This window comes from Pseudomonas sp. YA1 (assembly GCF_058680555.1).
Genome location: NZ_JBZWBG010000003.1, coordinates 63,495 through 88,207, shown reverse-complemented (window position 1 = coordinate 88,207; position 24,713 = coordinate 63,495). Strand labels below are relative to the sequence as shown.

23 protein-coding genes and 1 tRNA gene are annotated in these 24,713 nt (G+C 65.9%); 13 read left to right on the top strand and 11 right to left on the bottom strand.

Translation table 11 applies throughout. The features are described 5' to 3' along the window. Positions 1–3 precede the first annotated feature (3 nt). Positions 4–1,599, bottom strand: coding sequence for an FAD-binding oxidoreductase (locus AC4OR5_RS04695; RefSeq protein WP_003119788.1), 1,596 nt, complete (start codon positions 1,597–1,599; stop codon positions 4–6). Between the two features lie 176 nt (positions 1,600–1,775). Between AC4OR5_RS04695 and gliR the strand changes: the two genes are divergently transcribed. Then, on the top strand, positions 1,776–2,807 hold the full coding sequence (gene gliR / locus AC4OR5_RS04690) for an AraC family transcriptional regulator GliR (RefSeq protein ID WP_003091237.1): 1,032 nt from the start codon (positions 1,776–1,778) through the stop codon (positions 2,805–2,807). 28 nt (positions 2,808–2,835) lie between these two features. On the opposite strand, the gene AC4OR5_RS04685 is transcribed toward gliR, so the two are convergent. Both AC4OR5_RS04685 and moaB read right to left on the bottom strand, forming a co-directional pair. Then, on the bottom strand, positions 2,836–4,053 hold the full coding sequence (locus AC4OR5_RS04685; protein WP_079992416.1) for a molybdopterin molybdotransferase MoeA: 1,218 nt from the start codon (positions 4,051–4,053) through the stop codon (positions 2,836–2,838). Next, complete coding sequence (gene moaB / locus AC4OR5_RS04680; RefSeq protein WP_003091240.1) at positions 4,050–4,589, bottom strand: molybdenum cofactor biosynthesis protein B; 540 nt, start codon at positions 4,587–4,589, stop codon at positions 4,050–4,052. Before moaB ends, AC4OR5_RS04685 begins: the two co-directional genes overlap by 4 nt. A 66-nt stretch (positions 4,590–4,655) precedes the next feature. On the opposite strand from moaB, the gene mobA reads away from it, so the two are divergent. From mobA to AC4OR5_RS04665, 3 genes are all read left to right on the top strand, one after another. Next, positions 4,656–5,252: a molybdenum cofactor guanylyltransferase MobA gene (gene mobA / locus AC4OR5_RS04675; protein ID WP_003109495.1), complete on the top strand. Its 597-nt coding sequence runs from the start codon at positions 4,656–4,658 to the stop codon at positions 5,250–5,252. A 131-nt stretch (positions 5,253–5,383) separates the two neighbouring features. Further along, positions 5,384–5,605 (top strand): YgdI/YgdR family lipoprotein, encoded by a 222-nt coding sequence (locus AC4OR5_RS04670; RefSeq protein ID WP_003091247.1) that lies wholly within the window; start codon positions 5,384–5,386, stop codon positions 5,603–5,605. 153 nt (positions 5,606–5,758) lie between these two features. Then, a tRNA-Pro gene (locus tag AC4OR5_RS04665) sits at positions 5,759–5,835 on the top strand. A gap of 57 nt (positions 5,836–5,892) precedes the next feature. On the opposite strand, the gene AC4OR5_RS04660 is transcribed toward AC4OR5_RS04665, so the two are convergent. The 3 genes from AC4OR5_RS04660 to AC4OR5_RS04650 all read right to left on the bottom strand — a co-directional run bounded on the left by AC4OR5_RS04660 (position 5,893) and on the right by AC4OR5_RS04650 (position 8,505). Beyond that, entirely contained in the window at positions 5,893–7,296 is a 1,404-nt protein-coding gene (locus AC4OR5_RS04660) for a cytochrome c Snr1 (protein WP_023099405.1), read from the bottom strand. 366 nt (positions 7,297–7,662) lie between these two features. Continuing rightward, the gene (locus tag AC4OR5_RS04655; protein WP_003109620.1) at positions 7,663–7,902 is read right to left on the bottom strand and encodes a glutaredoxin family protein; all 240 of its coding nucleotides are present in this window, start codon (positions 7,900–7,902) and stop codon (positions 7,663–7,665) included. A 45-nt stretch (positions 7,903–7,947) separates the two neighbouring features. Continuing rightward, positions 7,948–8,505 (bottom strand): TetR/AcrR family transcriptional regulator, encoded by a 558-nt coding sequence (locus AC4OR5_RS04650; protein ID WP_003109619.1) that lies wholly within the window; start codon positions 8,503–8,505, stop codon positions 7,948–7,950. A 165-nt stretch (positions 8,506–8,670) separates the two neighbouring features. Here AC4OR5_RS04650 and AC4OR5_RS04645 point away from each other — a divergent pair, with 165 nt between their 5' ends. The 4 genes from AC4OR5_RS04645 (at position 8,671) to opdQ (ending at position 12,516) form a co-directional block, all read left to right on the top strand. Then, entirely contained in the window at positions 8,671–9,267 is a 597-nt protein-coding gene (locus tag AC4OR5_RS04645) for a glutathione S-transferase family protein (protein ID WP_058160232.1), read from the top strand. Positions 9,268–9,283: 16 nt separating this feature from the next. Beyond that, positions 9,284–10,216: a pyridoxamine 5'-phosphate oxidase family protein gene (locus AC4OR5_RS04640; RefSeq protein ID WP_116271252.1), complete on the top strand. Its 933-nt coding sequence runs from the start codon at positions 9,284–9,286 to the stop codon at positions 10,214–10,216. Further along, positions 10,216–11,082, top strand: a complete 867-nt coding sequence (locus AC4OR5_RS04635; protein WP_003109616.1) for an MBL fold metallo-hydrolase — start codon at positions 10,216–10,218, stop codon at positions 11,080–11,082. The genes AC4OR5_RS04640 and AC4OR5_RS04635 overlap by 1 nt, the downstream gene beginning before the upstream one ends. A 168-nt stretch (positions 11,083–11,250) precedes the next feature. Next, positions 11,251–12,516, top strand: a complete 1,266-nt coding sequence (gene opdQ / locus AC4OR5_RS04630; protein WP_003091257.1) for a porin OpdQ — start codon at positions 11,251–11,253, stop codon at positions 12,514–12,516. Between the two features lie 184 nt (positions 12,517–12,700). On the opposite strand, the gene AC4OR5_RS04625 is transcribed toward opdQ, so the two are convergent. Further along, positions 12,701–13,909 (bottom strand): ammonium transporter, encoded by a 1,209-nt coding sequence (locus AC4OR5_RS04625; protein ID WP_003091258.1) that lies wholly within the window; start codon positions 13,907–13,909, stop codon positions 12,701–12,703. A gap of 469 nt (positions 13,910–14,378) precedes the next feature. On the opposite strand from AC4OR5_RS04625, the gene AC4OR5_RS04620 reads away from it, so the two are divergent. The 4 genes from AC4OR5_RS04620 (at position 14,379) to AC4OR5_RS04605 (ending at position 16,877) form a co-directional block, all read left to right on the top strand. Continuing rightward, positions 14,379–14,708: an ElaB/YgaM/YqjD family protein gene (locus AC4OR5_RS04620; protein WP_003091262.1), complete on the top strand. Its 330-nt coding sequence runs from the start codon at positions 14,379–14,381 to the stop codon at positions 14,706–14,708. 3 nt (positions 14,709–14,711) lie between these two features. Beyond that, positions 14,712–15,092 (top strand): phage holin family protein, encoded by a 381-nt coding sequence (locus tag AC4OR5_RS04615; RefSeq protein ID WP_003091263.1) that lies wholly within the window; start codon positions 14,712–14,714, stop codon positions 15,090–15,092. Positions 15,093–15,105: 13 nt separating this feature from the next. Then, positions 15,106–15,429: a hypothetical protein gene (locus AC4OR5_RS04610; RefSeq protein WP_003103249.1), complete on the top strand. Its 324-nt coding sequence runs from the start codon at positions 15,106–15,108 to the stop codon at positions 15,427–15,429. Between the two features lie 116 nt (positions 15,430–15,545). Next, positions 15,546–16,877, top strand: a complete 1,332-nt coding sequence (locus tag AC4OR5_RS04605; RefSeq protein ID WP_003091265.1) for a deoxyguanosinetriphosphate triphosphohydrolase — start codon at positions 15,546–15,548, stop codon at positions 16,875–16,877. 10 nt (positions 16,878–16,887) lie between these two features. Here the strand turns inward: AC4OR5_RS04605 and AC4OR5_RS04600 are convergent, their stop codons facing one another. The 3 genes from AC4OR5_RS04600 to AC4OR5_RS04590 form a co-directional block, all read right to left on the bottom strand. Beyond that, positions 16,888–19,113, bottom strand: coding sequence for an ATP-binding protein (locus tag AC4OR5_RS04600; protein WP_058160233.1), 2,226 nt, complete (start codon positions 19,111–19,113; stop codon positions 16,888–16,890). 13 nt (positions 19,114–19,126) lie between these two features. Continuing rightward, positions 19,127–19,750 (bottom strand): response regulator transcription factor, encoded by a 624-nt coding sequence (locus AC4OR5_RS04595; RefSeq protein ID WP_003091268.1) that lies wholly within the window; start codon positions 19,748–19,750, stop codon positions 19,127–19,129. A gap of 426 nt (positions 19,751–20,176) precedes the next feature. Further along, positions 20,177–20,521: a YggL 50S ribosome-binding family protein gene (locus tag AC4OR5_RS04590; RefSeq protein WP_003091271.1), complete on the bottom strand. Its 345-nt coding sequence runs from the start codon at positions 20,519–20,521 to the stop codon at positions 20,177–20,179. 310 nt (positions 20,522–20,831) lie between these two features. Here AC4OR5_RS04590 and dacB point away from each other — a divergent pair, with 310 nt between their 5' ends. Then, a complete protein-coding gene (gene dacB / locus AC4OR5_RS04585) occupies positions 20,832–22,262 on the top strand; it encodes a D-alanyl-D-alanine carboxypeptidase/D-alanyl-D-alanine endopeptidase (RefSeq protein ID WP_003091272.1) in 1,431 nt (476 codons plus the stop codon). Between the two features lie 66 nt (positions 22,263–22,328). Here the strand turns inward: dacB and rlmKL are convergent, their stop codons facing one another. Further along, a complete protein-coding gene (rlmKL, locus tag AC4OR5_RS04580) occupies positions 22,329–24,506 on the bottom strand; it encodes a bifunctional 23S rRNA (guanine(2069)-N(7))-methyltransferase RlmK/23S rRNA (guanine(2445)-N(2))-methyltransferase RlmL (protein ID WP_023085401.1) in 2,178 nt (725 codons plus the stop codon). Positions 24,507–24,713 lie beyond the last annotated feature (207 nt).

Here is a 24,713-nt window from a genome sequence, read left to right as displayed (position 1 = left end):
CGCTCAGTCCTGCAGCAGGGTGCCGCGGTTGAGCCGCCCGGCCGGGTCGAAGTGTCCGGCCATGGCACGCAGCGCGGCGACGCCCAGTTCGCCCTTCTCGCGGGGCAGGTAGGGTGCGTGGTCCTTGCCGACGCCATGCTGGTGGCTGATGGTGCCGCGATTGTCGACGATCGCCTGGCTGGCCGCATGCTTGAGACGCTTCCAGCGCTCCAGCGTCGCCGCATAGCTCGCGGCCGGACGGAACACGTAGGTGGTATAGATGCTCGACCCCTCGCCATAGACATGCGAGAGGTGGGTGAACACATGGACCCTCTCGCCCTCGGCGGCCAGGCCGTCGCGCAGGCTGGCCTCGATCTTCTGCAGCAGGCCGTCGACGTTGCTCCAGTCGGTGGCGGTCTCCAGGGTGTCCACGGCGTAGCCCGCCTGCCACAGGGCCTCGCGCAGGTAGGGGAAGCGGAAGCGGTTCTGCGCCCACTTGCGCCCCAGCAGGGTGCCGGTGAAGACCCCGCCGAAGCGTTTCAGCAAGGCCTTCGCCTGGCTCAGCGACAATCCGTTCTGCCGACGGTTGCCGGTCACGCCGAAGGTCAGCATGCACTTGCCCTCGCCCGCGCCGCGCAGTGCCAGGTATTTCTCCAGCCAGGCGATCTGTCCGGGATGGCCGGCCAGGGCCAGTTGGGTCATGGTTTCCACGGCGTTGGACAGGCGCAGCATCGACAGCGGCACGCGCGCCTGGGCCAGCTCGCGGGTGGCTTGCAGGGCCTGCTGCCAGTTCGGCAGGAAGACGCTGTAGAAGCGCTCGTCCTCGGCCAGCGGCGAGACCCGCACCTTCACCGAGGAAATGATCCCGAAGCGTCCCTCAGAGCCCAGCACCAGTTCGCGCAGGTCCGGTCCCGCCGCGGATGCCGGGAAGGTAGCGATTTCAAGCGGCCCGGCGAAGGTCTCCAGGGTCCCGCCGGCGAAAAGTTGTTCGATCCGCCCATAGCGCAGCGACTGCTGGCCACTGGAGCGGCTGGCGACCCAGCCACCGAGGGTCGACAACTCCCAGGACTGCGGGAAATGCCCGAGCGTGTAGCCCAGCGCACGCAACTGGCTCTCCACCTGCGGGCCGGCGGCGCCGGGGCCGAATGTCGCGACCAGGCTCTCGCGGTCCAGATCGATCAGGCGGTTCATGCGCTCCAGCGAGACCGTCAGTACCGGCCGCCGCGAGGCTTGCGGATTGATATGGCCGGCCACGGAAGTACCGCCGCCATAGGGAATCAGTTGCAGGTCGCGGGAGTCGGCCAGGGCCAGCAACTCGCGGATCTGCTCGGCGGTTTCCGGATAGGCCACGGCGTCCGGGTAGACGCCGAAGTCGCCCTCGCGCATCGCCAGCCAGTCCGGCAGGCTCTGCCCGCGGGCATGCAGCAGACGCTCACGGGGGTCGATGCTGTAGCGCGGATCGGCCTCCAGGCGCGACGCCGGGACCTTCGCCAGCGCCGCCTCCAGGCTGGCGTCCGGCAAGCGTGCGCCCTGCCCGACCAGTTCCGCCAGGAACCCACGGGCGCTGTCCGGCAATTCGACCACGGTGCTTTCTTCGCCCCAGCCATTCCAACGACGCATGAACCTCTCCCCTCGCTTGTCGCGGCAACCTGTTTATCGGAACCTTTCTGGCTGCCTATACTAGCCAGCCGCCCTCGCCTGTCACTGTCGGATCGAGACACTCCCTGTGACCGATCAAGACAGCCGGCACGCACGCCGGACGGCCTGTTCCACCCGCCACGACAAGAACAACGACCATGCAGACCCTTGGCTCCACCTCGGTTCCGGCCCTGCTGAAGTACCTGCGCCACGCCGAACGGCTCGGCCTGGACATCGCCCCTGCCCTGGCCGCCGCCGGCCTCCAGGCCGACCAGCTCAACGACAATCGCCAGCGCCTGCCGGGCGAAGCCCACGAGCGCCTGCTCGGCTATTTCTGCGAGCATTCCGGCGATCCCCTGTTCGGCCTGCATTCGGCGCGCTTCGTCCAGCCCGGCTCCTGGAGCGTGCTCGGCTACATCGCGATGAACTGCGCCACCCTGGGCGAGGCCATGAGCCGCATCACGCCCTACGAGAAGCTGGTCGGCGACATGGGCACCAGCCGCATCGAGGCGGCCGGCGGGCAGGTCCGGCTGATCTGGAACTGCCGCCACCAGACACCCCTGGTACGGCGCCACATGGTCGAGCACGTCCTGGCTTCCTGGGTCCTCTACGCGCGCTGGATCGCCGACCTGGAAGGTTCGCCGGACGAGGTCTGGCTGGAACACGACCTGCCGGACGGAACCCGCGTGGAAGACTACGAGACCTTCTTCGGCTGTCCGGTGCGCTTCACCCAACCCTGTTCGGCGCTGCTGGTACCACTGGACTACCTGGCGCTGCCGCTGCGCCAGGCCGACGCGACGCTGCTGCGCACCCTGGAAGAACATGCCCTGGCGCTGATGGCCGAGCTGGACGATGACGAGCCGCTGCCGCTGCGGGTGAAGAACGCCCTGCGCCAGCTACTCAAGGACGGCCTGCCGCGCAAGGAACGGGTGGCGGAGAAGTTCGGCATGACCGTACGCACCCTGCAACGCCACCTGCAGCAAGCCGGCAGCAGCTACCAGCAGACCCTCGACGAACTGCGCCGCGAACTGGCCGAGCACTACCTGCTGCATAGCGAGCTGCCGATCCAGGACATCGCCCAGTACCTGGGCTTCACCGAGTCCCGCTCGTTCCATCGCAGTTTCAAGGGCTGGACCGGGCAGACGCCCGGCGAGTACCGGCAACGGCGGAAGGAGCCGGCGGCGCAATGAGAACGGCGGCCATCCGGCCACCGTCGGCTCAGTCGAGCAGTTCGCTCAGCGGAATGAACGCCACGCCCTCGCCTTCCACGAGGGTACGTCCCTCGCGGACCTCCACCAGCCCCTCGGCCCAGGAAGCGCTGCGCAGTACCCCGGAACTCTGGTTCGGATAGAGCACCGCGCGGCCCTGCTCCAGGCGACCACGCAGGTACTCGCGACGCTGCCCCGCCTTGGTCCAGGCGAAGCCGGCCGGTACCTCCACCCGCAGCGGCGCGACCTGCGCCACGCCGAGCCGGCGCAGCAGGTAGGGACGCGCCAGCAGGGCGAAGGTGACCAGGGTCGAAGCCGGATTGCCCGGCAGGCCGATCACCGGGATGCCCTGGAACTGGCCGACGGTCAGCGGCTTGCCGGGTTTTATCGCCAGCTTCCAGAGGGTCAGCTCGCCGGCTTCGCGCAGCGCCATGCCGAGGAAGTCGGCCTCGCCCACCGATACGCCACCAGTGGAAAGGATAAGGTCCACCCCGGCCAACCCGGCCAGGCGCTCGCGGGTACGTGCCAGGTCGTCGGGAAGGATACCGGCGTCGAGCACGTCGCAGCCCAGGCGTTGCAGCCAATCCTTGAGCAACGGACGGTTGCTGTTGTAGATCTGCCCGGCCTGCAGCGGCTGGCCCGCCTCGACCAGCTCGTCGCCGGTGGACAGCAGCGCCACCCGCGGCTTGCGTCGCATCTCCAGGGCCGCGCAGCCGAGCGAAGCCGCCAGCCCCAGTTCGATGGAGCGCAGGCGCGTGCCTGCCGGCAGGACCAGGTCGCCCTGGCGGATTTCCTGACCACGCGGGCGCACATGCTGGCCCGCGCGCAACGGCTGGGTGAAGCGCACGCGGCCATCGTCGAGCGCTTCGGCGTTTTCCTGCATCTCTACCAGATCGGCGCCTTCCGGCAGCGGCGCACCGGTGAAGATCCGCGCACAGGTACCCGCTTGCAGCGGCTCCGGCGCCTGTCCGGCAAAGATCTTCTGGCTGACCGGCAGTGGCTCGCCGTTCCAGTCGGCGAGGCGCAAGGCGTAGCCGTCCATGGCGCTGTTTGGCCACGGCGGCAGGTCCAGGCCGGCCAGCAGGTCGACCGCCAGCACGCGGCCGCCAGCCTGCTCCAGGGGCACCTGCTCACACGTATCGATAGGCGTTTGCGCGGCCAGTTCGAGGAGCCGTTCCAGCGCCGTCTCGACCGGCATCAGCCCCGGCTGTTCGCAGCAGCCGCTCACCCGCGGCTCTCGCAGGGCGCCGCCTGTTTCAGGTGCGGGACGAAGTTGCACGGGCGATGACGGGCGTCCAGTTGCTCGACGAGGATGCCTTCCCAGGCAGTGCGGCAGGCATTGGTGGAGCCCGGCAGGCAACAGACCAGGGTACCGTTGGAAAGCCCGGCCAGGGCCCGCGACTGAATGGTGGAGGTACCGATGTCGGCCAGCGAAATCTGCCGGAACAGCTCGCCGAAGCCGTCCACCTGCTTGTCCAGCAGGCAGGCCACCGCTTCCGGGGTGCTGTCGCGGCCGGTGAAACCGGTGCCGCCGGTGATCAGCACGACCTGCACGCTGTCCTCGGCGATCCAGGTCGCGACCTGTGCGCGGATCCGGTACAGGTCATCCTTCAGCAGCACGCGAGCGGCCAGGTTGTGCCCGGCCTCGGTCAGGCGGTCGACGAACAACTGGCCTGAGGTATCGGTTTCCAGGGTACGGGTATCGCTGACGGTCAGGACGGCGATGTTCAACGGCACGAATGCCGTTTCGGCCTTGTGGCTCATGGGGTTGGCCCTTGCTTGTGGACGTGATCGCGGTGTTATATCACAGGCCCGACACGGAGACCCCAGATGCCCGATAGCGCCCTGCCCCCCTGCTCCATCCTTCTCCTGGCGGGAGGCCGCGGCCAGCGCATGGGCGGTCGCGACAAGGGCCTGATCGAGTGGCAGGGCCTGCCCCTGATCGCCCACCTGCATCGCCTGGTGCGCCCGCTCACCGATGACCTGATCGTCTCCTGCAACCGCAACCAGGAACGCTATGCGGCCTATGCCGACCGCCTGGTGAGCGACGACAGCCGAGACTTCCCCGGCCCGCTCGCCGGCATCCGCGCCGGCCTGGCGGTGGCCCGGCATCCCTGGCTGCTGGTGCTGCCCTGCGACGCGCCGCGCATCGACCGCGCCTTGCTGGAAACCCTGCTGCAGGCCGCCGGCCGCACACCGGCGCGCCCCTGGATGCTGCGCTGCGGCGGCCAGTGGGAACCGCTGTTCAGCCTGATCCCGACGCACCTGGCCGAAGAGATAGAACACGCCTGGCGCCAGGGCGACCGTAGCCCACGCCACGTCCTGTTGCCGCTTGGCGCGGAGGCCATCGAGCTGGCCGCGGGCGATCCGCGGCTGGCCAACCTGAACACCCCCGAGCTGTTGGCTAATCACCGCGAACTGAAGTAAAACGGAAGGGACGTCGAGTCGAATTTTCTCGAAGGTGGGGGGAACACTCGTTTTTAGGGGGGAACTCTTCCTAGAACTCGTCTGTCAGAAACTCGTAACTTCAAAGTCTGACCGCACAGGAGAACTGCGCAATGATCAAGCGGATGCTACCCGCCCTCCTCCTCGCCGTAGGCCTCGGCGCCCTCGCGGGTTGTTCCAGCCCTACCGTGATCACCCTCAACGACGGACGTGAAATCCAGGCCGTAGACACCCCTTCCTATGACGAGGATTCCGGCTTCTACGAGTTCGAACAGCTCGACGGCAAGCGCGCCCGCGTGAACAAGGACCAGGTCCGCACCGTCAAGGAACTCTGATACCGTCGCGTAACAGGTTTTCCTGAAGACCCCGTCGACTCGAACGAGCGACGGGGTCTTTGCTTTTCCGCCCGGGGAAACCGGGGCTCGAAAAAAAGTTCATCTAACCCCTTGTGTACCAAAACTTTTTCTGTAGAATGCGCCCCAACAAAACGGAGCGTAGCGCAGCTTGGTAGCGCGTCTCGTTCGGGACGAGAAGGTCGCTGGTTCGAATCCAGTCGCTCCGACCATATCCCGAAAAACCCGCCTCAACGGCGGGTTTTTTATTGCCTGCGATTCGGTCTTTCTCACAGGGTACGCAGGTAGGCCACCAGGTCGCCCTTCTCTTCCGCGGACAGCTTGCGCTCCAGCACCAGGTTGAAGAACTCCACCGTGTCCTCCAGGGTCAGCAGGCGGTCGTCGTGCAGGTACGGCGGCGAATCCTTGATCCCGCGCAACGGGAAGGTCTTGATCGGCCCGTCGGCGGACGCCATCACGCCATTGACCAGTTTCGGATCGTAGAAGCGCTCCACCTTCAGGTTGTGCATCAGGTTGTCGGTGAAGTAAGGCGGCGCATGACACCCGGCGCAGGCCGCCTTGCCGTAGAACAGCTTTTCGCCACGCAATTCCTGCTCGCTGGCCTTGCCCGGATCGAGCCGCCCCTCCACATCCAGCTTCGGTGCCGGGGGGAAGTCCAGCAGCGCCTGGAACTCACCCATGAAATGCACCTGACTGCCACGCTCGAGCACGTTCACCCCCTTCTTGGTGGCGATTACCGGATCGCCGTCGAAGTAGGCGGCGCGCTGCTCGAACTCGGTGAAGTCCTCGACGGTCTTCAGCGCCCTCTGCGAGCCGAACAGCCGCTGGATGTTCACCCCGCGCAGCGTCGGCGTGTCGATGCGGTGGCGGAACGGTTGCGGGCGCACGTCGCCGGCCAGGTGGGTAGCGGCATTGGTGTGGCCGTTCGCATGGCAGTCGAAGCAGGCCACGCCGCGGCTCGGATGCTCGCTACGGCGATCGTCGGTGAGGTTGAACTGCTGCTGCGGAAAGGCCGTTAGCAGCAGGCGCAGCCCTTCCAGCTGCTTGGGATTGAGAATCCCGTTGAACAGCTCGAAATAGTTGTCGATGGTCACCAGCTTGCCCTTGGACACATCGCCCAGGTCAGGCCGGGTGGTAAGGAACATCGGTGCCGGGAATTCCGGCAGGAAGTGGTCCGGCAGGTCGTAGTCGAGGTCGAAACGGGTCAGGTCGCGGCTTTCCTGGCGCTTGATCTCGTCGATGAGGAACTTGGGAAAGACCATCCCGCCTTCGGCATGGTTGGGGTGTGGCAGCGGCAGGAAGCCACCGGGGAACAGCCCCTGCTTGCGGATTTCCTCGGGGCTCAGCCTGGCCAGCTCCTCCCAGCTGGTGCCGGCCGGCAGCTTCACCCGGACCCCTTCCTGCAGCGGCTTGCCGCGCGTCATGCTGGCACCCTTGGCCGGCCTGTCGCTGAGATCGTAACGCTGCTCGAGAAGCGTCTTGTGGGCCTGCTCGATCGACGGCTTGTTCGCCGTCATGCGCTTCATGATGGTGGCGAAGTCCTCGTTGATCACCACCGGCGAATAGCTGGAAGTCTTGCTTGGCTGCTCATCCCCCGCGACCACGGCGGATTGCAGCCCCAGGGCGAACGGCATGACCCAGAGGGCATGGCGCGTCCAGGCGGGCGTTTTCATCAGGCGTCCTCTTTCGTTATGAGGAAACGCCGAGCCTCGTCGTCCCGACCCCACACCCCGGCGGTCCGCGACAGCGGACCGAACGACCTGCGACGCGTCCTGCGCCACGCGGGTTCCCGGCTGTTTCCAGTCAGTCCTGAAGGGAACTCAGGGTTTATCCATCGCCCTTAGGCCTAGCCGAACGCAGCCTGCCGAGCCAATAGGCTCAGGCTATGAAAACCATTGAGAAACGCCTATGCATCGCTTCGCCAGCATCGCCGAAGCCAGGCACCGCGCGGCATGGGGGAAGGAAGCGGAACGCAGTCCGGTTTGCGCATAGCGCGCGGGGTTACCAGCGGTGCCGCGCTTAGCGCGAATGAATAGGCATCAGCGGCTGAGGAAGGCTGCGACCTGCTCGGCCTCGAACGGCCAGTTCAGCTCGGCGCCATTGTCGCAGCGGCGCAGCACCGGGATCCGCAGGCCATAGCGCTCGACCCAGGCTTCGTCGTCGGCGATGTCCACCAGTTCGACCAGCAGGCCATGTTCGACGAAGGGCATCAGCACCGCCTCCGCGACTTCGCAGAGGTGGCAACCGAGGGTTCCGAAGAGTTGGCATTCCGGGGGCATCGAAAGGACCTGTGCAGTGTTTCGCGGCGATGGTAGCACCCGCGCTCAGATGCCAGCGACCTGCAACAGACTTTCGGCCGCCTGCCGGGCCTCGCGGGCCTGGTCCGCCGGCCCGTGGATGTGCGCCATCACCAGGGCGCCCTCCATCAGGTATTGCAACTGCCGCGCAAGCAGTGCCGCCGAACGCACGCCCAGGCGCTCCAGCTGGCGCTGGAAGTAGGCTTCGACGAAGGCCTTTTGCTCGGCCGCCTGGCGGTGGATCGGATGCGAGCGCTCATGGAACTCGGCGGCGGCATGGATGAAGGCACAGCCACGGAACGCCTCGTCCTGGAGAAACTCCTGCAGACCATCGAACACCGCCAGGATCGCCGCGCGCGGCTGCAACCGCGCCTCGGCTTCGAGCATGCGTTCGGCGGTACGCTGCCGACGCACCTCCAGGGCGGCCATGATCAGTTCGTCCTTCGAGCGAAAGTGTTTGTACAGCGTCATCTTCGCCACGCCGGATTCGGCCAGGATGCGGTCGATGCCGGTGGCGTGGTAACCCTCGCGATAGAACAGGTCGACGGCGGTGCTGAGCAGTTGCTCGCGTTTGCGGGATGTCATGGAAAGCCTCCTGAGCGGCCCATTATGCGCGACCCTGCCGCCCCCTTGAACCGCTCTGCGTCGCTCCCCGGACGAATACCGACGGAAAAAGGCGAACGCGTGCCTTGAAATATACAGACCTGTCTGTCTAATATCCAGACACCAATACCCGCCTGGAACCCTCAGATGAAACTCCATGACCTGGATCTCTCCGGCAACGCCTACAAGGTCCGCCTGTTCCTCTCCCTCATCGGCCGCGAGGCGACGCTGCGGACGGTCGACCTCCTCAACCGCGAGCACAAGACCCAGGCCTTCCTCCGCATGAATCCCCGCGGGCAGATCCCGGTACTGGAGGACGGCGACCTGCAACTGGGCGACTCCCATGCCATCCTCGTCTATCTGGCGCGGCGCCATGCCGATCCCGTGTGGTATCCGCTCGACCCCGTCAGCCAAGGCCGAATCGCCTACTGGCTCAGCTATTCGGCCAACGAGGTGCAGAACGGTCCGGCCAGCGCCCGGCTGATCGCCCGCTTCGACCTGCCGCTGGATCGCGAGCAGACCCACCAGCGAGGCCTGGAAGTGCTGCGCCTGGTCGAGCGGCACCTGGCCGAGCATCGCTGGCTGGCCCAGGGCGAACAGCCGAGCATCGCCGACGTGGCCATCTACCCCTACCTGGCCCTCGCCCCCGAGGGCGGCCTGGCGCTGGACCACTACCCGGCGCTGAACGCCTGGATCGCCCGCATCCGCGCGCTGCCCGGCTACATCCCGATGCCCGGCCTGTAGCTCGACAGGAGGCAGCATGAGCCAGGAACAGAGCCCCTTCCACGCCGGCGAACTGGCGATCCAGGAACGCGCCGGCGTTCGCGAACAGGTCGCCGGCTTCGGCAGCCGCGCGATCCGCACCTTCATGCCGGACCAGCATCGGGAGTTCTTCGCCCTGCTACCGCTGTCGCTGGTGGGCAGCCTCGACGCCGACGGCTACCCCAGCGCCTCGGTGCTCTGGGGCCCCCCCGGCTTCGCCCGTTCGCCGGAACCGACCCGCCTGCGCATCGACAGCCTGCCGCAAGCGGACGATCCGCTGGCGGCCAATCTCGAGGCCGGCACCCGCCTCGGCATCCTCGGCCTGGAATGGCCGACCCGCCGCCGCAACCGCATGAATGGACGGGTCCTGGCGCGGGACGGAAAGGGTTTCACGGTCGGCGTCGAGCAGTCCTTCGGCAACTGTCCCAAGTACATCCAGGCGCGCAGCCATCAGCCCGTCTCCAGGATCGCAAGTCCCGCGTTGCAGGGCGAAGGACTCGATCCGCGCTGGCTGTCGCTGGTCTCGCGCAGCGATACGCTGTTCATCGCCAGCCAGCATGCCGACCCGCTCAGGGGCGGCGTCGACGTCTCCCATCGGGGCGGGCCGCCGGGCTTTCTCCGGCTCGGCGCGGATGGCCGCCTGTGGTTGCCCGACTACGCCGGCAACCGCCTGTTCAATACCCTCGGCAACCTGCTCCAAGAGCCTCGCTGCGGCCTCCTGTTCATCGATTTCGACAACGGCGACCTGCTGCACCTGCACGCCGAGGCCGAGCTGTTCTGGCCGGGTTCGCAGCCATCCATCCCCTGGCCCGCCGGCGCCGAGCGCCTGCTGGCGTTGCGCCCCGCAGGCTGGCGCTGGCGGCGCGGCCGCCTGCCGCTGGCATTCGGCGAGCCCCAGCCATCCCCTTTTCTTCCTGCCGGTGAATCTTGATGCCTTTCCTGTATCGCCTTGCCTCGTTGTTGATCGCCCTCCTCGTCCTGCCGGTGCAGGCGGCGGAAATGCGAGTCGCCCTGTTGCGCACCTCGGGAGTGGAAACCCTCGATGCGCTCACCGTCGACGGCGGCTCCTGGGTGCGCCGGGTGCCGCTCAGCCATACCGCGGTGCTGATCGAGCACCATGCCGCCACCCTGCTCTTCGACACTGGCCTGGGGCGCGACATCGACGCCCAGTTCCGCGCCGACATGCCCTGGTGGGCGGCGCCGCTGTTCGCTTACCAGAAAGTCGTCCCGGCGCGCGACCAACTGGACGCAGCCGGTATCCGCGTCGATCGCATCCTGCTGTCCCACGCACACTGGGATCACGCCTCGGGCCTGGTCGACTTCCCCGAAGTACCGGTCTGGGCACCCTACGAGGAGATCGCCTTCAGCCGCATCGCCACCCCGCCGGCCGCCTTCCCCAGCCAATTCCGCCATGGCGTGCGCTGGCGACCTTACAGCTTCGATCCGCAGCCGTTCATGGGCTTCGACGAAAGCCTCGACCTGTTTGGCGACGGCCGCCTGGTGCTGGTCCCCCTGCCCGGCCATACGCCCGGCTCAGTCGGTCTGTTCGTCACCCTCGACAGCGGGCGCCGGCTGTTCTTCAGCGGCGACACCAGTTGGCGACTCGAAGGCGTCGAAGGCCCACGGCAGAAATTCTTCGCCGGCCGCGCCCTGGTCGATCGCGATCCCGCGCGCACCCTCGCGCAACTGGCGAAGATCCGCCTGCTGCTCCGCAGCGACCCGCGCCTGAGCGTGATTCCGGCGCACGATGCGCGGGTCCAGGCCGCCCTGGGCTACTTCCCGCACTGGCTGGAATAGCGGGAAAGCCCGTCCTAGACAGGGTTCGTGCCAATTCGCGGCCACCCTCGACTAATGTCTAACAGTGGCCGTCTTCCTGTAGTGCTTAAGTAACCGGGCTGTCACAGGCCGACGTGGCGTCACGCCGCCGCCATCGGCCTGCCCCAAGCGCTCGAGGAGACAATAACAATGAGCATGACCCCGATCGCCCGTGCCGTGGCTTTTGCCGCGCTGGGTTCCAGCATTACCGTCCCAACCCTGGCCCATGCCGAGTTCATCAAGGACAGCAAGGCCAGCATCGAACTCCGCAACTTCTACTTCAACCGTGATTTCCGCCAGGAAGGCGCCAGCCAGTCCAAGGCCGAGGAATGGGCCCAGGGCTTCCTCCTGCGCTACGAGTCCGGCTACACCGAGGGCACCATCGGTTTCGGCGTCGACGCCATCGGCCTGCTCGGGGTGAAGCTCGACTCCAGCCCCGACCGCAGCGGCACCGGCCTGCTCAAGCGCGACCGCGAGACCGGCCGCGCCCAGGACGACTATGGCGAGGCAGGGATCACCGCCAAGCTGCGGGCGTCGAAGAGCACCCTGAAGATCGGCACCCTGACCCCCAAGCTGCCGGTGATCATGCCCAACGACAGCCGCCTGCTGCCACAGACCTTCCAGGGCGGCGCGCTGAACTCCATGGAGATCGACGGCCTGACCCTCGACGCGGGGCGCCTGAAGAAGGTCAACCAGCGCGACTCCTCGGACAACGAGGACATGACCATCACCGGTGGCGGCAAGCGCAACATCGTGGTCCGTTCCGGGCTGACTTCGGACAAGTTCGACTTCGCCGGCGGCAGCTACAAGTGGACCGACAACCTCAGCACCAGCTACCACTACGGCAAGCTCGACAACTTCTACAAGCAGCATTACCTCGGCCTGGTGCACACCCTGCCGATCGCCGACAAGCAGTCGCTGAAATCCGACATCCGCTGGGCGCGCTCCACCGACGACGGCTCCAGCAACGTCGACAACAAGGCGCTCAACGCCATGTTCACCTACAGCCTCGGCTACCACGCCTTCGGCGTCGGCTACCAGAAGATGAGCGGCGACACCGGCTTCGCCTACATCAACGGCGCCGACCCCTACCTGGTGAACTTCATCCAGATCGGCGACTTCGCCAACAAGGACGAGAAATCCTGGCAGGCGCGCTACGACTACAACTTCGCCGGCGTCGGCATTCCCGGCCTGACCTTCATGACCCGCTACGTCAAGGGCGACAACATCGACCTGCTGACCACCTCGGGCGAAGGCAAGGAATGGGAACGCGACATGGACATCGCCTACGTGTTCCAGAGCGGCCCGTTGAAGAACCTCGGGGTGAAGTGGCGCAACGCGACCATGCGCACCAACTACACCAACGACTACGACGAAAATCGCCTGATCGTCAGCTACACGCTGCCGCTCTGGTAACGGCAGGCCCCGCGGATAGCCGCGCTACGGCCATCCGCCCCTCCCCAGAGCCCCGCGGCAGAACGAAGAGGCCACCCTTGGGTGGCCTCTTTCATGGCGGGATGCCTCGCTCGCAACGTGCAGGACGGATAGCGCCTGGGGCGTTATCCGCCGATACCCCGCCGGACCAAGGAAGTCCGCCCCCTCATTCGTGGCTGATCGCGCCGATCTTGTGGATCGACAGGTCCGCGCCGTAGTACTCCTCCTCCTGGCTCAAGCGGATGCCCAGCAGCGCCTTCATCAGCCCATAGACCAACAGGCCGCCGGCGAAAGCCACCGTCACCCCCAGCAGGCTGCCGAGCGCCTGGCTGGCCAGGCTCACCCCGCCGAGCCCACCCAATGCCTGCTGGCCAAAGATGCCGCAGGCAATCCCGCCCCAGACCCCGCAAAGACCGTGCAACGGCCAGACACCGAGGACGTCGTCGATCTTCCAGCGCACCTGGGTCGCGGTGAACGCCCAGACGAACAGGGCCCCCGCCACCAGGCCGGTAGCCAGCGCGCCGATCGGATGCATCAGGTCGGAACCGGCGCACACCGCCACCAACCCGGCCAGCGGACCGTTGTGCAGGAAACCCGGGTCGTTGCGGCCGATCAGCAGCGACGCCATGGTGCCGCCAACCATCGCCAGCAAGGAGTTGACCGCCACCAGCCCGCTGACCCCAGCGAGGGTCTGGGCGCTCATCACGTTGAAGCCGAACCAGCCGATGATCAGGATCCACGACCCCAGTGCCAGGAACGGGATGCTCGACGGCGCCATCGCCACCAGCTTGCCGTCGCGATAGCGGCCGTTGCGGCTGCCCAGCAATAGCACCGCCGCCAATGCCAGCCAGCCGCCCAGCGCATGCACCACCACGGAGCCGGCGAAATCGTGGAAAGGTGCGCCGAACTCCAACTTCAGCCATTCCTGCAAGCCGAAATTGCCGTTCCACACCAAGCCTTCGAAGAACGGGTACACGAAGGCCACGATCAGCGCCGTGGCGCACAACTGCGGGCCGAACCGGGCACGCTCGGCGATGCCGCCGGAGATGATCGCCGGGATTGCCGCGGCGAAGGTCAGCAGGAAGAAGAACTTCACCAGCGCATAGCCACTGTCCACGGTCAGCGCCGCTGCCGGGTGGAAGAAGGTCACGCCGTAGGCGATCCAGTAGCCGACGAAGAAATAGGCCAGCGCCGAGATGGCGAAGTCGGACAGGATCTTCGACAAGGCGTTGACCTGGTTCTTCAGGCGCACGGTGCCCACCTCGAGGAAGGCGAAGCCGGCGTGCATCGCCAGCACCATCACCGCTCCGAGCAGGATGAACAGGGTATTGGAGCCGTGGATCAGGACTTGCACCGCACTATTCAGGTTATCCATGGATTGAGGCAGCCTTCGCGCGTAGAGAGAAAGCACCAGAAACGCCCACGCCCGTCCTTCAACGCACCATGACGAAGCAGTAGTCGTCGTGCGAACCGCCGCTTTTCTTCGGCGGACGTTTCGCAAGGTGCCTGAGGCAGCATGGAAAGCTCCCGGACTTTCCTTGATTTTCATTGGGTTGGACGTTCATCCCGAAGTACCCTCCGGGAGCGCCTGGCGCCCTCGCAAGGGGCATTCCGGCCGACGTGCGCACCAGGGAATTGCAAGCGCCATACCAGTTCGCGCCCCGTTACGAGGCAGCCGGATGGGCGTCATCTCGCCGCAGCCGCGCCGACAGGCACGCTGTGGCAGTCTTTAATGAAAGGAGCGCCGGGAGCGACCGGCAACGCGCGGAAATTACCCATCGGTTGAACCTTCCGCCCCGCGCTCGGCTCGAAAAAAACACACCCCATGACCAGAGGAGCTCGTCATGCCCCGCAAGACCACTGCAAACGCTGCAAAGGATGAACTGTTGGCTGAATTCCAGGCACTGGTCGCCGATACCGAGAAACTCCTGCAAAGCACCGCCGACGTGGCGGGCGACCAGGCGGAAGAAATCCGCGGCAAGATCCACGACAGCCTCAAGCGCGCTCGCGATACCTTGCGCGACACCAAGGACTCGCTGAAGGACAACGTCCGCGAACGCAGCCAGGCCGCGGTGGACGCCACCGAGGTGTACGTCGGCGAACACCCCTGGCAGAGCATCGGCATCGCCGCCGGCGTCGGCTTCCTGCTTGGCCTGTTGGTCAGCCGGCGCTGAGCCATGAGCGAAGGAAAGGACCCGGCGGACGGCCGCCCCTCCCTGCGGCGCTTCGGCGCCGCCTTCCTCGGCCTGTTGCACGGTCACGTCGAGCTGTTCGGCATCGAGCTGCAGGAACAGAAGGCCAACACCCTGCGCCTGCTGCTGTTCGCCGGGCTGGCCCTGGTATTCGCCCTGCTCCTGCTGGTCGGCCTGTCGCTGCTGGTGCTGATCGTGTTCTGGGACACCAACCGGCTCGCAGCGGCGCTCGGGTTGTGCCTGTTCTACGTGATCGGCTCGCTGTTCTGCGGCTGGCGCCTGTACCAGTCGATCAACGACGAAAGCTCGCCGTTCAGCGCCACCCTGGAAGAACTGGCCAACGACCGCGAGCGACTGCTGCCATGACAAGGAAACGCGCATGAGCCAACTACCGGTGAACGCGACCGGCCTGTCGCGTCGCGAATTGCGCAAGGCGGTGATCCGCCTGCGCCTGGAAATGCAGCGCCAGCAATTGCGCCGCGAAAGCCAACTGCTGGTGCAACCCTTCCGCCAGGCCCAGGGGCTGGGCCACAACCTCAGCCAGCAACTGTTCGGCGGTGGCAATGCGGCGCTCTGGGGCGCCGGCGGAGCCGCACTGCTGGGCGTACTGCTTGGCAAGGGCGGGCGCTGGCAGCGTCTGCTGCGCCTGGGCGTCGCCCTGGCCCCGCTGTTGCTCGGCCTGCGCAAGCAGAAAGGCCGTTGAAGGATGCGCCGACCGGCAGCGGTCGGCGCCCTCCGTTTCCCCAACGCGACGATTGAGCTTGCCGAGGCAAACCGTTAGCGTGTCCGCATCGCCTCAGCGCATCCCTGGAATTCCCGATGGACTGGCAGACCCTGCTCACCCGCGAACGGCTCGGAAAGCCGGTACACAGCAACGATGAACTGGGCCGCAGCGCCTTCCACAAGGACCATGACCGGATCATCTTCTCCGGCGCGTTTCGCCGCCTCGGACGCAAGACCCAGGTCCATCCGGTCTCCAGCAACGATCACATCCACACCCGCCTGACCCACTCCCTGGAAGTCGCCTGCGTCGGCCGCTCGCTGGGCATGCGGGTCGGCGAGATCCTCCGCGAGGAACTACCCGAGTGGTGCGACCCCAGCGACCTCGGGGTCATCGTCCAGTCGGCCTGCCTGGCCCACGACATCGGCAACCCACCGTTCGGGCACTCCGGCGAAGACGCGATCCGCAACTGGTTCCAGCAAGCCGCCGGACGTGGCTGGCTGGACGAAATGAGCGACGCCGAGCGTTCCGACTTTCTCCACTTCGAAGGCAACGCCCAGGGCTTCCGGGTCCTCACCCAACTGGAATACCACCAGTTCGACGGCGGCACGCGGTTGACCTACGCAACCCTGGGCACCTACCTGAAGTACCCCTGGACCTCGCGCCACGCCGAAGCGCTGGGCTACAAGAAGCACAAGTTCGGCTGCTACCAGAGCGAACTGCCGCTGCTCGAGCAGATCACCCATAAGCTCGGCATGCCGCAACTCGACGACGAGCGCTGGGCTCGCCATCCGCTGGTCTACCTGATGGAAGCGGCGGACGACATCTGCTACGGCCTGATCGACCTCGAAGACGGCCTGGAAATGGAGCTGCTCGAATACAGCGAGGTCGAGGCGCTGTTGCTCGGCCTGGTCGGCGACGACCTGCCCGACACCTATCGCCAACTCGGCCCCAGAGACTCCCGCCGGCGTAAACTGGCGATCCTCCGCGGCAAGGCCATCGAGCACCTGACCAATGCCGCCGCCCGTGCCTTCGTCGACCAGCAGCAGGCCCTGCTCGCCGGGCAGCTTGCCGGCGACCTGGTGGAACACATGCACGGCCCGGCCAAGCTCTGCGTGCAGCGGGCCAAGGCCATCGCGCGGGAAAAGATCTTTCAGGACAAGCGCAAGACCCTCCACGAGATCGGCGCCTACACCACTCTGGAGATCCTCCTCAACGCCTTCTGTGGCGCCGCGCTCGAGCAATACGGCGGGCATACGCCGTCGTTCAAGAACCGGCGCATCCTCGACCTGCTCGGACGCAACGCGCCCGACCCGCAGTGGCCGCTGTACCGCGCCTTTCTCCAGGTGATCGATTTCATCGCCGGCATGACCGACAGCTACGCCACGGAAATGGCCCGGGAAATGACCGGACGCTCGAGCCCCTCCTGAACGGAAGGGCTCATACCGCAGCGGCCGCCAACTGCTCCTGGAGCTCCTCCTGCAACGCCTCCAGGGCCAGCCGGAGTCTTTCGCCAGGCGCCTGCAGGCACTCCCCGTCGCCACCTCGCCGGCAGGCGTCCTCCAAGGCCTCGCAAGCCTCCAGCAGGGTACGCGCCCCGATCATCCGCGCGGCGCCCTTGATGCGGTGGGCATGCTCGGCGAGCCGGGTCCTGTCGCCCTCGCGCAGGAGGATGGCAAGGCGCTGGAGGTCCTGACGGTTGCTGCCTAGCAGGGTCTCCAGCAGTTCGCGCAGCCGTTCCGGGCGGCCGCCGCCGAGGCTGCTGAGAGCGGCCGCGTCATAGAGCCCCCGGGGCTGCGCGGCGTCGCGACCGAAAGAGGTCGCGAGGTAGTTGCGCAGGGTCTCCAGGCCGAGCGGCTTGAACAGGCAATCATCCATGCCCGCGTCGCGACAGCGCTGTACCTCGTCCGGCTCGGCGTCGGCGGTATAGCCGAGGATCAGGATCGGCGCGCGCCGCTCGCACCGTTCCTGGATGCGTATCCTGCGTGCCAGCTGATAGCCGTTCAGGCGCGGCATGTTGCAGTCGCTGATCAGCACCTCGAAGCGCTCGTCGGCCCAGAGTTCCAGCGCCACCTGGCCATCCTCCGCTTCCGCCACCCGGTGGCCGAGAAATTCCAGTTGCTGGCGCAGCAGTACCCGGTTGGGCGGATAGTCGTCGGCGATGAGGATATGCAGGCGGCGAGACGGCTCCATGGATGCTGCCAGCGGGTCCTGGCCGGATTCAGGCATTTTCGGCCCGCACTGGCGCAATAGCAGGTCGAGCGACACCCGGGTGCCTTTGCCCGGCTCGCTGTGCATCTCGACATCGCCGCCCATGAGGTCCACCAACTTCCGACAGATCGCCAGCCCAAGGCCGGTCCCGCCCTGCACCGTGCGTCCCTTGGCCACCTGGATGAAAGGCTGGAACAGGCGCGCCTGGTCCGCCGGAGCGATACCGATACCGGAATCCTCCACGTCCACCCGGACGATCGCCCTCCCCTCGTCCAGGTTCCTTTCCTGGAGACGGATCGTCACCTGTCCCCGCTCGGTGAACTTGATCGCATTGCTCACCAGGTTGGAGAGCACCTGCTTGAAGCGCAGGGGATCGATCAGCACGTCCCGTCCCGGGGCATCGTCCAGTTCCAGAACGAGCCTCAGGCCCTTCTGCCGGGCCTGGCCTTCGAACATGCGGCGCACCGACTCCACGACATGGCGCAGGCGAACCCGCTCGGGCGTGAGGGTCAGGTGGCCGGACTCGATCTTGGCGACGTCGAGGATGTCGCCGATGAGCAGTTGCAGCGACCCCGCAGCCTCGTAGGCGACCTCCAGCGAGGCGCGTTCGCGCTGCTCCGGCGCCAGGCGCTGCAGGACCAGTTCGAGGATGCCGATGACCGCATTCATCGGCGTACGGATCTCGTGGCTCATGGTCGCCAGGAAGACGCTCTTCGCCCGATTCGCCTCGTCCGCCTGGCGCATCGCCTCGCGCAACTGGCGGGCCAGGCGCTCCCGTTCGGTGATGTCGATCCAGCCGTTCATCAGGCCGAGCACCCGGCCCTGGCGATCCCTGTAGGGCGTGACCCAATGGTGGATCTCCAGCAATTGCCCGCCGATGCGCACCGCCATGTCGGTGAAGCTCGCCGTTCCTCCCCGAGCCACCGCCAGGCACTGCTGGTGCATGAGCCGTGCCTTGCTGCCCTCGACCCAGTCGGAATCGGTCAACAGGGTGCCGCGGGCCTGCTCACGGGTCATCCGCAGGCTTTCCAGGTAATTGCGGTTGCAGGCCAGCAGGCGACCGTCGAGCGTGCGGATGCTCACCGGGTAGGGAATCCCGTCGACCAGCGCCTGCTTCAATGCCAGGCGGCCGCTCAGGTCGGCTTCGGTACGTTGCCAACGCCTGAGCCTGAGCTGCAGGACGGTATTCCAGCCCAGGCATCCGACGCAGACCAGGCAGGCCACCAGCAGGCCGAGCACCAGGCTGGAAGGGGATGGCGAGCGCAGCCCGTCGGCAGCCTGGCGTAGCGGCGCTTCGTCGACCACATCGGCGTCCCCCGGACGATCCGGAGCGGGAATCCGGAGCATGGAAGCATATTCGCCAGCCGTCGCCCTCGCCGGAACGGCATATCCCGCCATGCAGGCGAATATGAGAAGCAGGCCGAGCATGCACGTACTGCGTTTCTGGAACTTCATTCGGTTCCGGCCCTTAGATAAGCGTATTGCGTTTGGCGAACTCGATGAGATCCACCAGCGAGCCGGCGTTCAACTTCAACAACAAGCGCGCCTTGTAAGTGCTGACGGTCTTGTTGCTGATAAACATCTGCTCGGATATCTGCTTGTTCGAATAACCCTGGCTGAGGTATTGCAATACCGATACTTCGCGATCGGACAGGCGTCCGAGCAATTCCACATCGTCGGAATAGGCGCCCTGTTGCACAGGACGCATGGCCGAGCTGGGAAAGTAACTGTATCCCGAGGCGACCGCATTCACCGCCGTCACCAGTTCGGCCAGTCCGCCCTGCTTGCAGACGAACCCGGCGGCGCCCGCCTGCATGCTGCGCAGGGCGAAGAGCGAGGCGCTCTGGCCGGTCAGGACGAGGATCTTCAGGGGCAACGCCAGCACCATCAGGCGGCTGATGACCTCGAGGCCGTCCAGCCTGGGAATGCCGATATCGAGGATGACCAGGTCCGGCTTCAGCTCCCGCCCGAGGCTGATGGCATCCACGCCATTATCGGTATCGCCGACGATCTGGTGCCCTTCGGCTTCCAGCAACATCTTCATGGCCATGCGAATCACGGGATGATCGTCGACTATCAGGATACGGCTCATTGTCTGATTTCCTTGCCAATAAAAATTCAGAAAAAATTCTCCTGAGCAAGATATAGACGGGAGCCATATTGTCGAGATATTCGATGGCAACTCATATACTTTAAGGAATATTCTCACGGAAACTTAATTTATTTCTTACGGCGAATTCAAAACCTCGTATATTGCCAAGCAATTGGCCTGGTTATCTGCATGAAAAACACCCGCATATATACGCGCTCTCCCGGCTCGTTATCTGCCAGAGCGAGTTGAATAGTTCGTCAGGGGCTTCGGAGTAATGCTATCCGCATGTACGGCCACAAGCCGCCGACATGCCTTCGGCAGGGCAAAGGGAAGCACGACGGGCGCCGGGCCAGATAGCGCCGGAGCAGGATTGAAAGGGAGGGAAGACGCGACCGCCATCCTCGGGCGGGATGGCGGCGCTATCGCTTAGAGCTTCGGCAGGACAGGCTGTTCCGGGTACCAGGCGTCGACCAACGCGCCGACCTCGACGCTGGCCAGTTCCGGTTGCTGCTTCAACCAGGCCTCGATCAGGGCCCGCTGCTCTTCATTGACCGAGCCACGGCGCGCCAGGCAGACGAAACCGAATTCGTCGCAGCCGCCATAGGTCAGTTCGTTGGCTTCGATCGCCTGATCGATGAAGCGCAACATGAAAGCGTTCACCGCATCGGCATCCACGCCTTCCTTGTAGTGGAAGTTCAATTCGAAACCCAGCTCCTGGAATTCATCGACGCACAATTTCTTGCGCAGGCGGCGGGAACGATTAGTAGCCATGGCGGCATCTCCTGGATTGACGCTCCATTGGCGGAGCCTCGCATTACAGACAGTAGCCGACGCCGCTGGAGCCGCGGGCGAACCCCGGCAAGCTCCGCGCGGCGCGGCCGGATTGCCGGCGCACTCTACCAGTTCCGACCATTCGGCGATATGACGGCGAACTCCGCGAAACTCCAGCGCATCGTTATCCGCCTTGCGGCATAATGAGCAAGACGGCCTCTTCGCGTGATGCCCGTCTCTTTTTTCAGGTTCGCTTCGTTTTTCATCTTCATTTCATTTTCTACCCTCCGTCTTCAAGGGTTCTTCATTAATGTTCAAGTCGCTGCGTACTCTTGCCTTCGCCACGCTCCTGCCTTTCGCCCTTCCCACCCTCGCCCAGGTCAACGCCACCCTGCCGGCCAACGTGCAGAAAGCCCTGCAGACTAACAAGCTGACCGGCAACGATCTGTCGCTGGTGCTGATTCCGCTCGACGGCCCGGGCAACCCCACCTACTACAACGCCGACGTATCGGTGAACCCGGCCTCGACCATGAAGCTGTTCACCACCTATGCCGCCCTGGAAATGCTCGGCCCGACCTACCAGTGGAAGACCGAGTTCTACACCGACGGCCAGCTCAAGAACGGAGTGCTCAACGGCAACCTCTACCTCAAGGGCGGCGGCGATCCGAAACTGAACATGGAGAAGCTCTGGCTGCTGATGCGCGACCTGCGCGCCAATGGCGTGACCAAGGTCACAGGTGACCTGGTACTCGACCGCAGCTACTTCAACATCCCGCAGTTGCCGGTATTCAACGACGACGGCGGCGACGACACCAAGCCGTTCCTGGTCGGTCCGGACTCGCTGCTGGTCAACCTGAAGAGCGTGCGCATGGTGGTGCGCACCGACGGCAACAAGGTCAACGTGCAGATGGACCCGCCGCTGGCCAACGTACGCATCGACAACCAGGTGAAGATGACCGCGCCGGCCACCTGCCCGGCCTGGCCGAAGCTGCGCTTCAGCCCGGTGACCCAGTTCGACGGCACCACCCTGCTGGCCACCGGACAGATTCCCCAGGGCTGTAGCGCGCAGACCTACATGTCGCTGCTCGACCACCCCGGCTACACCGCCGGCGCGGTGCGCGGCATCTGGCAGGAACTGGGCGGCAGCATCCTCGGCAAGGACCGCCAGGGCAGCGTACCGCGCAACGCCACGCTGATCGCCAAGGCCTTCTCGCCAGACCTGGTCGAGATCATCCGCGACATCAACAAATACAGTAACAACACCATGGCCCGGCAGTTGTTCCTCTCCATCGGCGCGCAGTTCCGCAACAGCGCCGACGGCGACGACGCCCAGGCCGCGCAGCGGGTGGTGCGGCAGTGGCTGGCGCGCAAGGGCATCACCGCGCCGCGCCTGGTGATGGAGAACGGCTCGGGACTGTCGCGCCAGGAACGGGTCAGCGCCCGTGAGATGGCGGCGATGCTGCAAGCCGCCTGGCACAGCCCCTATGCAGCGGAGTACATCTCCTCGCTGCCGCTGGCGGGCCTCGACGGCACCATGCGCAAACGCCTGCGGCGCACCGCACTGGTCGGCGAGGCGCACGTGAAGACCGGCACCCTCAACACCGTGCGCGCCCTCGCCGGCTTCAGCCGCGACGCCAGCGGCCACAACTGGGTGGTGGTGGCGATCCTCAACAGCCCGCGGCCGTGGGGCGCTTCGGCGATCCTCGACCAGGTACTGCTGAGCCTGCACGCGCGGAAATAAGGCGCGGTACGAAAAAGGCCGCCAGCGGTTGCCCGCCGGCGGCCTTTTGCATGAATACCGCTCGCCTCAGCGAACGGTGATTCTCCAGGCCCGATGGATCTTCGGATTACGCGCGAAATCCGGATCGAGGGTTTCGCCGGTGATCTCTTCGACCGCATAGCGGGCCTGCACGCTCTCGTCCAGTTCGAACTTGCGGAAGTTGTTGGAGAAATACAGCACTCCGCCCGGCGCCAGCCGCGCCATGGCCAGGTCGAGCAGTTCGACGTGGTCGCGCTGCACGTCGAATACGCCTTCCATGCGCTTGGAGTTGGAGAAGGTCGGCGGGTCGATGAAGATCAGTTCGTACTGGCCATCGTCTTCCCGCAACCACTCCATCACGTCGCCGTGCACCAGGCGCTGCTTGTCGGAAAAGCCGTTGAGCGACAGGTTGCGCCGCGCCCAGTCCAGGTAGGTCTTCGACAGGTCGACGCTGGTGGTGCTGCGCGCGCCGCCCCTGGCCGCATGCACGGTGGCCGTGGCGGTATAGCAGAACAGGTTGAGGAAGCGCTTGCCGGCCGCCTCCTTCTGGATGCGCAGGCGCATCGGCCGGTGATCGAGGAACAACCCGGTATCCAAGTAATCGGTCAGGTTCACCAGCAGGCGCACATCGCCCTCGCCCACCTCGAGGAACTTGCCCTCGCTGCTCTGCCGTTCGTACTGCTTCTTGCCGGCCTGGCGCTCGCGGCGCTTGACCACCACCCGCTCCTGGGCAACGCCCAGGGTCTGCGGAATCGCCGCCAGGGCGTCGAACAGGCGCGCCTGGGCTTTTGCCGGATCGATCGACTTGGGCGCGGCGTACTCCTGGACGTGAACCCAATCGCCGTAGATATCCACCGCCAGGGCATACTCCGGCATGTCGGCGTCATACAGGCGATAGCACTCGATCTTGTCGCGGCGCGCCCATTTGCCCAGTTGCCGGAGGTTCTTCTGCAGGCGATTGGCGAACATCTGCCCGCCCTCGCTCAGCCGTGCCGGCTCGCTCGGCGCCCGCGCCAGGCCTTCGTCGTTGCGTTCGCCACGCTCGCCGGTGACGAACTGGCGCGGCTCGACCTGGATCATCAGCAGCTTGCAGGCCAGCGCGCCGTTCCAGAACGCGTATTGCTTATGGCTGCGGATACCCATGCGCTTGCCCAGTTCCGGCGCCCCGGTGAACACCCCGGCGCTCCAGCCGATGCAGCTCTGGCGCAGGCGCTCGCCGAGGTTCTGGTAGAGATACAGCAGGCTGGCCTCGTCGCCGAGGCGCTCGCCATAGGGCGGGTTGCAGATCACCAGGCCGGTCTGGCCCTTGTCCGGGCGCGGCTCGAAAGTCGCCAGTTCGCCCTGGTAGATCTTCACCCAGTCGGCCACTCCGGCACGCTCGATATTGTTGCGCGCCGGCTGGATCAGGCGCGGATCGGCCTCGTAGCCGCGAATCCACAACGGCGGCCTGGCCAGGCCGGCCGCCGCGCGCTGCTGGGCTTCCTCGTGGAGCTTGCGCCACAGCGCCGGCACGTGCCCCAGCCAATTGCTGAAGCCCCAGCGCTCGCGCTTGAGGTTCGGCGCGATATCGGCAGCCATCAGCGCCGCCTCGACCAGGAAGGTGCCGACGCCACACATCGGGTCGGCCAGGGCACCGCCCTCGGCGGCGATCTTCGGCCAGCCGGCACGGATCAACACCGCCGCCGCCAGGTTCTCCTTCAGCGGCGCGGCGCCCTGCTGCAGACGATAGCCGCGCTGGTGCAGGCTATGCCCGGAGAGGTCCAGGGAAAGGGTCGCCTGGCCGCGGTCGAGGTGCAGGTGGACGCGCACGTCCGGATTGACCTTGTCCACCGACGGGCGTCGGCCGGAGCGCTCGCGCAGGTTGTCGACGATCGCATCCTTGACCTTCAGCGCCCCGAAATGGGTGTTGTCGATGCCCGAGCCCTTGCCGCTGAACTCCACCGCCAGCGTGCCGCCGGCGTCCAGGTGGTCTTCCCAGTTCACCGCGTGGACCGCCATGTACATGGACTCGGCGTTCTCCACCGGGAATCGCGCCAGCACCAGCAAGACCCGGTTGGCCAGGCGCGACCACAGGCAGAGGCGATAGGCCACCTCCAGGCTGCCCTGCCCGCGCACCGCCGACACCTGGGCGCGCGCCTCGTCCAGGCCGAGCCCCTGCGCCTCTTCGAGGAGCAGGCTTTCCAGGCCTTTCGGGCAGGTCAGAAACAATTCGTAAACATCAGCCATATCGCCTTCCCGGGCCGTAGCCCTTGTCAGTGGAAGCACCCTCATGGGCACTTCTTTGGCACCAGGTGCCGTGGTTCGATTGCCGGAACGCTCCCGGCGTTGCTCGCTGCGACCCCGAGTCGCAGTCTGGGCGACCCTTCGTCGGAATGCGAGGAAATCTCAATTGGTGGGGGTGCAAATCGTTATAAGGCGCAACCCCGCGACCCT

Coding starts and splice junctions, on each gene's coding strand:
- AC4OR5_RS04610 (WP_003103249.1), top strand. CDS start 15,106: ATGAGCCAACTACCGGTGAACGCGACCGGCCTGTCGCGTCGCGAATTG.
- AC4OR5_RS04660 (WP_023099405.1), bottom strand. CDS start 7,296: ATGAAAACGCCCGCCTGGACGCGCCATGCCCTCTGGGTCATGCCGTTC.
- mobA (WP_003109495.1), top strand. CDS start 4,656: ATGCCCGATAGCGCCCTGCCCCCCTGCTCCATCCTTCTCCTGGCGGGA.
- AC4OR5_RS04600 (WP_058160233.1), bottom strand. CDS start 19,113: ATGAAGTTCCAGAAACGCAGTACGTGCATGCTCGGCCTGCTTCTCATA.
- AC4OR5_RS04650 (WP_003109619.1), bottom strand. CDS start 8,505: ATGACATCCCGCAAACGCGAGCAACTGCTCAGCACCGCCGTCGACCTG.
- dacB (WP_003091272.1), top strand. CDS start 20,832: ATGTTCAAGTCGCTGCGTACTCTTGCCTTCGCCACGCTCCTGCCTTTC.
- AC4OR5_RS04695 (WP_003119788.1), bottom strand. CDS start 1,599: ATGCGTCGTTGGAATGGCTGGGGCGAAGAAAGCACCGTGGTCGAATTG.
- moaB (WP_003091240.1), bottom strand. CDS start 4,589: ATGAGCCACAAGGCCGAAACGGCATTCGTGCCGTTGAACATCGCCGTC.
- AC4OR5_RS04635 (WP_003109616.1), top strand. CDS start 10,216: ATGCCTTTCCTGTATCGCCTTGCCTCGTTGTTGATCGCCCTCCTCGTC.
- AC4OR5_RS04645 (WP_058160232.1), top strand. CDS start 8,671: ATGAAACTCCATGACCTGGATCTCTCCGGCAACGCCTACAAGGTCCGC.
- AC4OR5_RS04615 (WP_003091263.1), top strand. CDS start 14,712: ATGAGCGAAGGAAAGGACCCGGCGGACGGCCGCCCCTCCCTGCGGCGC.
- rlmKL (WP_023085401.1), bottom strand. CDS start 24,506: ATGGCTGATGTTTACGAATTGTTTCTGACCTGCCCGAAAGGCCTGGAA.
- AC4OR5_RS04620 (WP_003091262.1), top strand. CDS start 14,379: ATGCCCCGCAAGACCACTGCAAACGCTGCAAAGGATGAACTGTTGGCT.
- AC4OR5_RS04625 (WP_003091258.1), bottom strand. CDS start 13,909: ATGGATAACCTGAATAGTGCGGTGCAAGTCCTGATCCACGGCTCCAAT.
- AC4OR5_RS04640 (WP_116271252.1), top strand. CDS start 9,284: ATGAGCCAGGAACAGAGCCCCTTCCACGCCGGCGAACTGGCGATCCAG.
- AC4OR5_RS04595 (WP_003091268.1), bottom strand. CDS start 19,750: ATGAGCCGTATCCTGATAGTCGACGATCATCCCGTGATTCGCATGGCC.
- AC4OR5_RS04670 (WP_003091247.1), top strand. CDS start 5,384: ATGATCAAGCGGATGCTACCCGCCCTCCTCCTCGCCGTAGGCCTCGGC.
- AC4OR5_RS04590 (WP_003091271.1), bottom strand. CDS start 20,521: ATGGCTACTAATCGTTCCCGCCGCCTGCGCAAGAAATTGTGCGTCGAT.
- AC4OR5_RS04605 (WP_003091265.1), top strand. CDS start 15,546: ATGGACTGGCAGACCCTGCTCACCCGCGAACGGCTCGGAAAGCCGGTA.
- AC4OR5_RS04655 (WP_003109620.1), bottom strand. CDS start 7,902: ATGCCCCCGGAATGCCAACTCTTCGGAACCCTCGGTTGCCACCTCTGC.
- gliR (WP_003091237.1), top strand. CDS start 1,776: ATGCAGACCCTTGGCTCCACCTCGGTTCCGGCCCTGCTGAAGTACCTG.
- opdQ (WP_003091257.1), top strand. CDS start 11,251: ATGAGCATGACCCCGATCGCCCGTGCCGTGGCTTTTGCCGCGCTGGGT.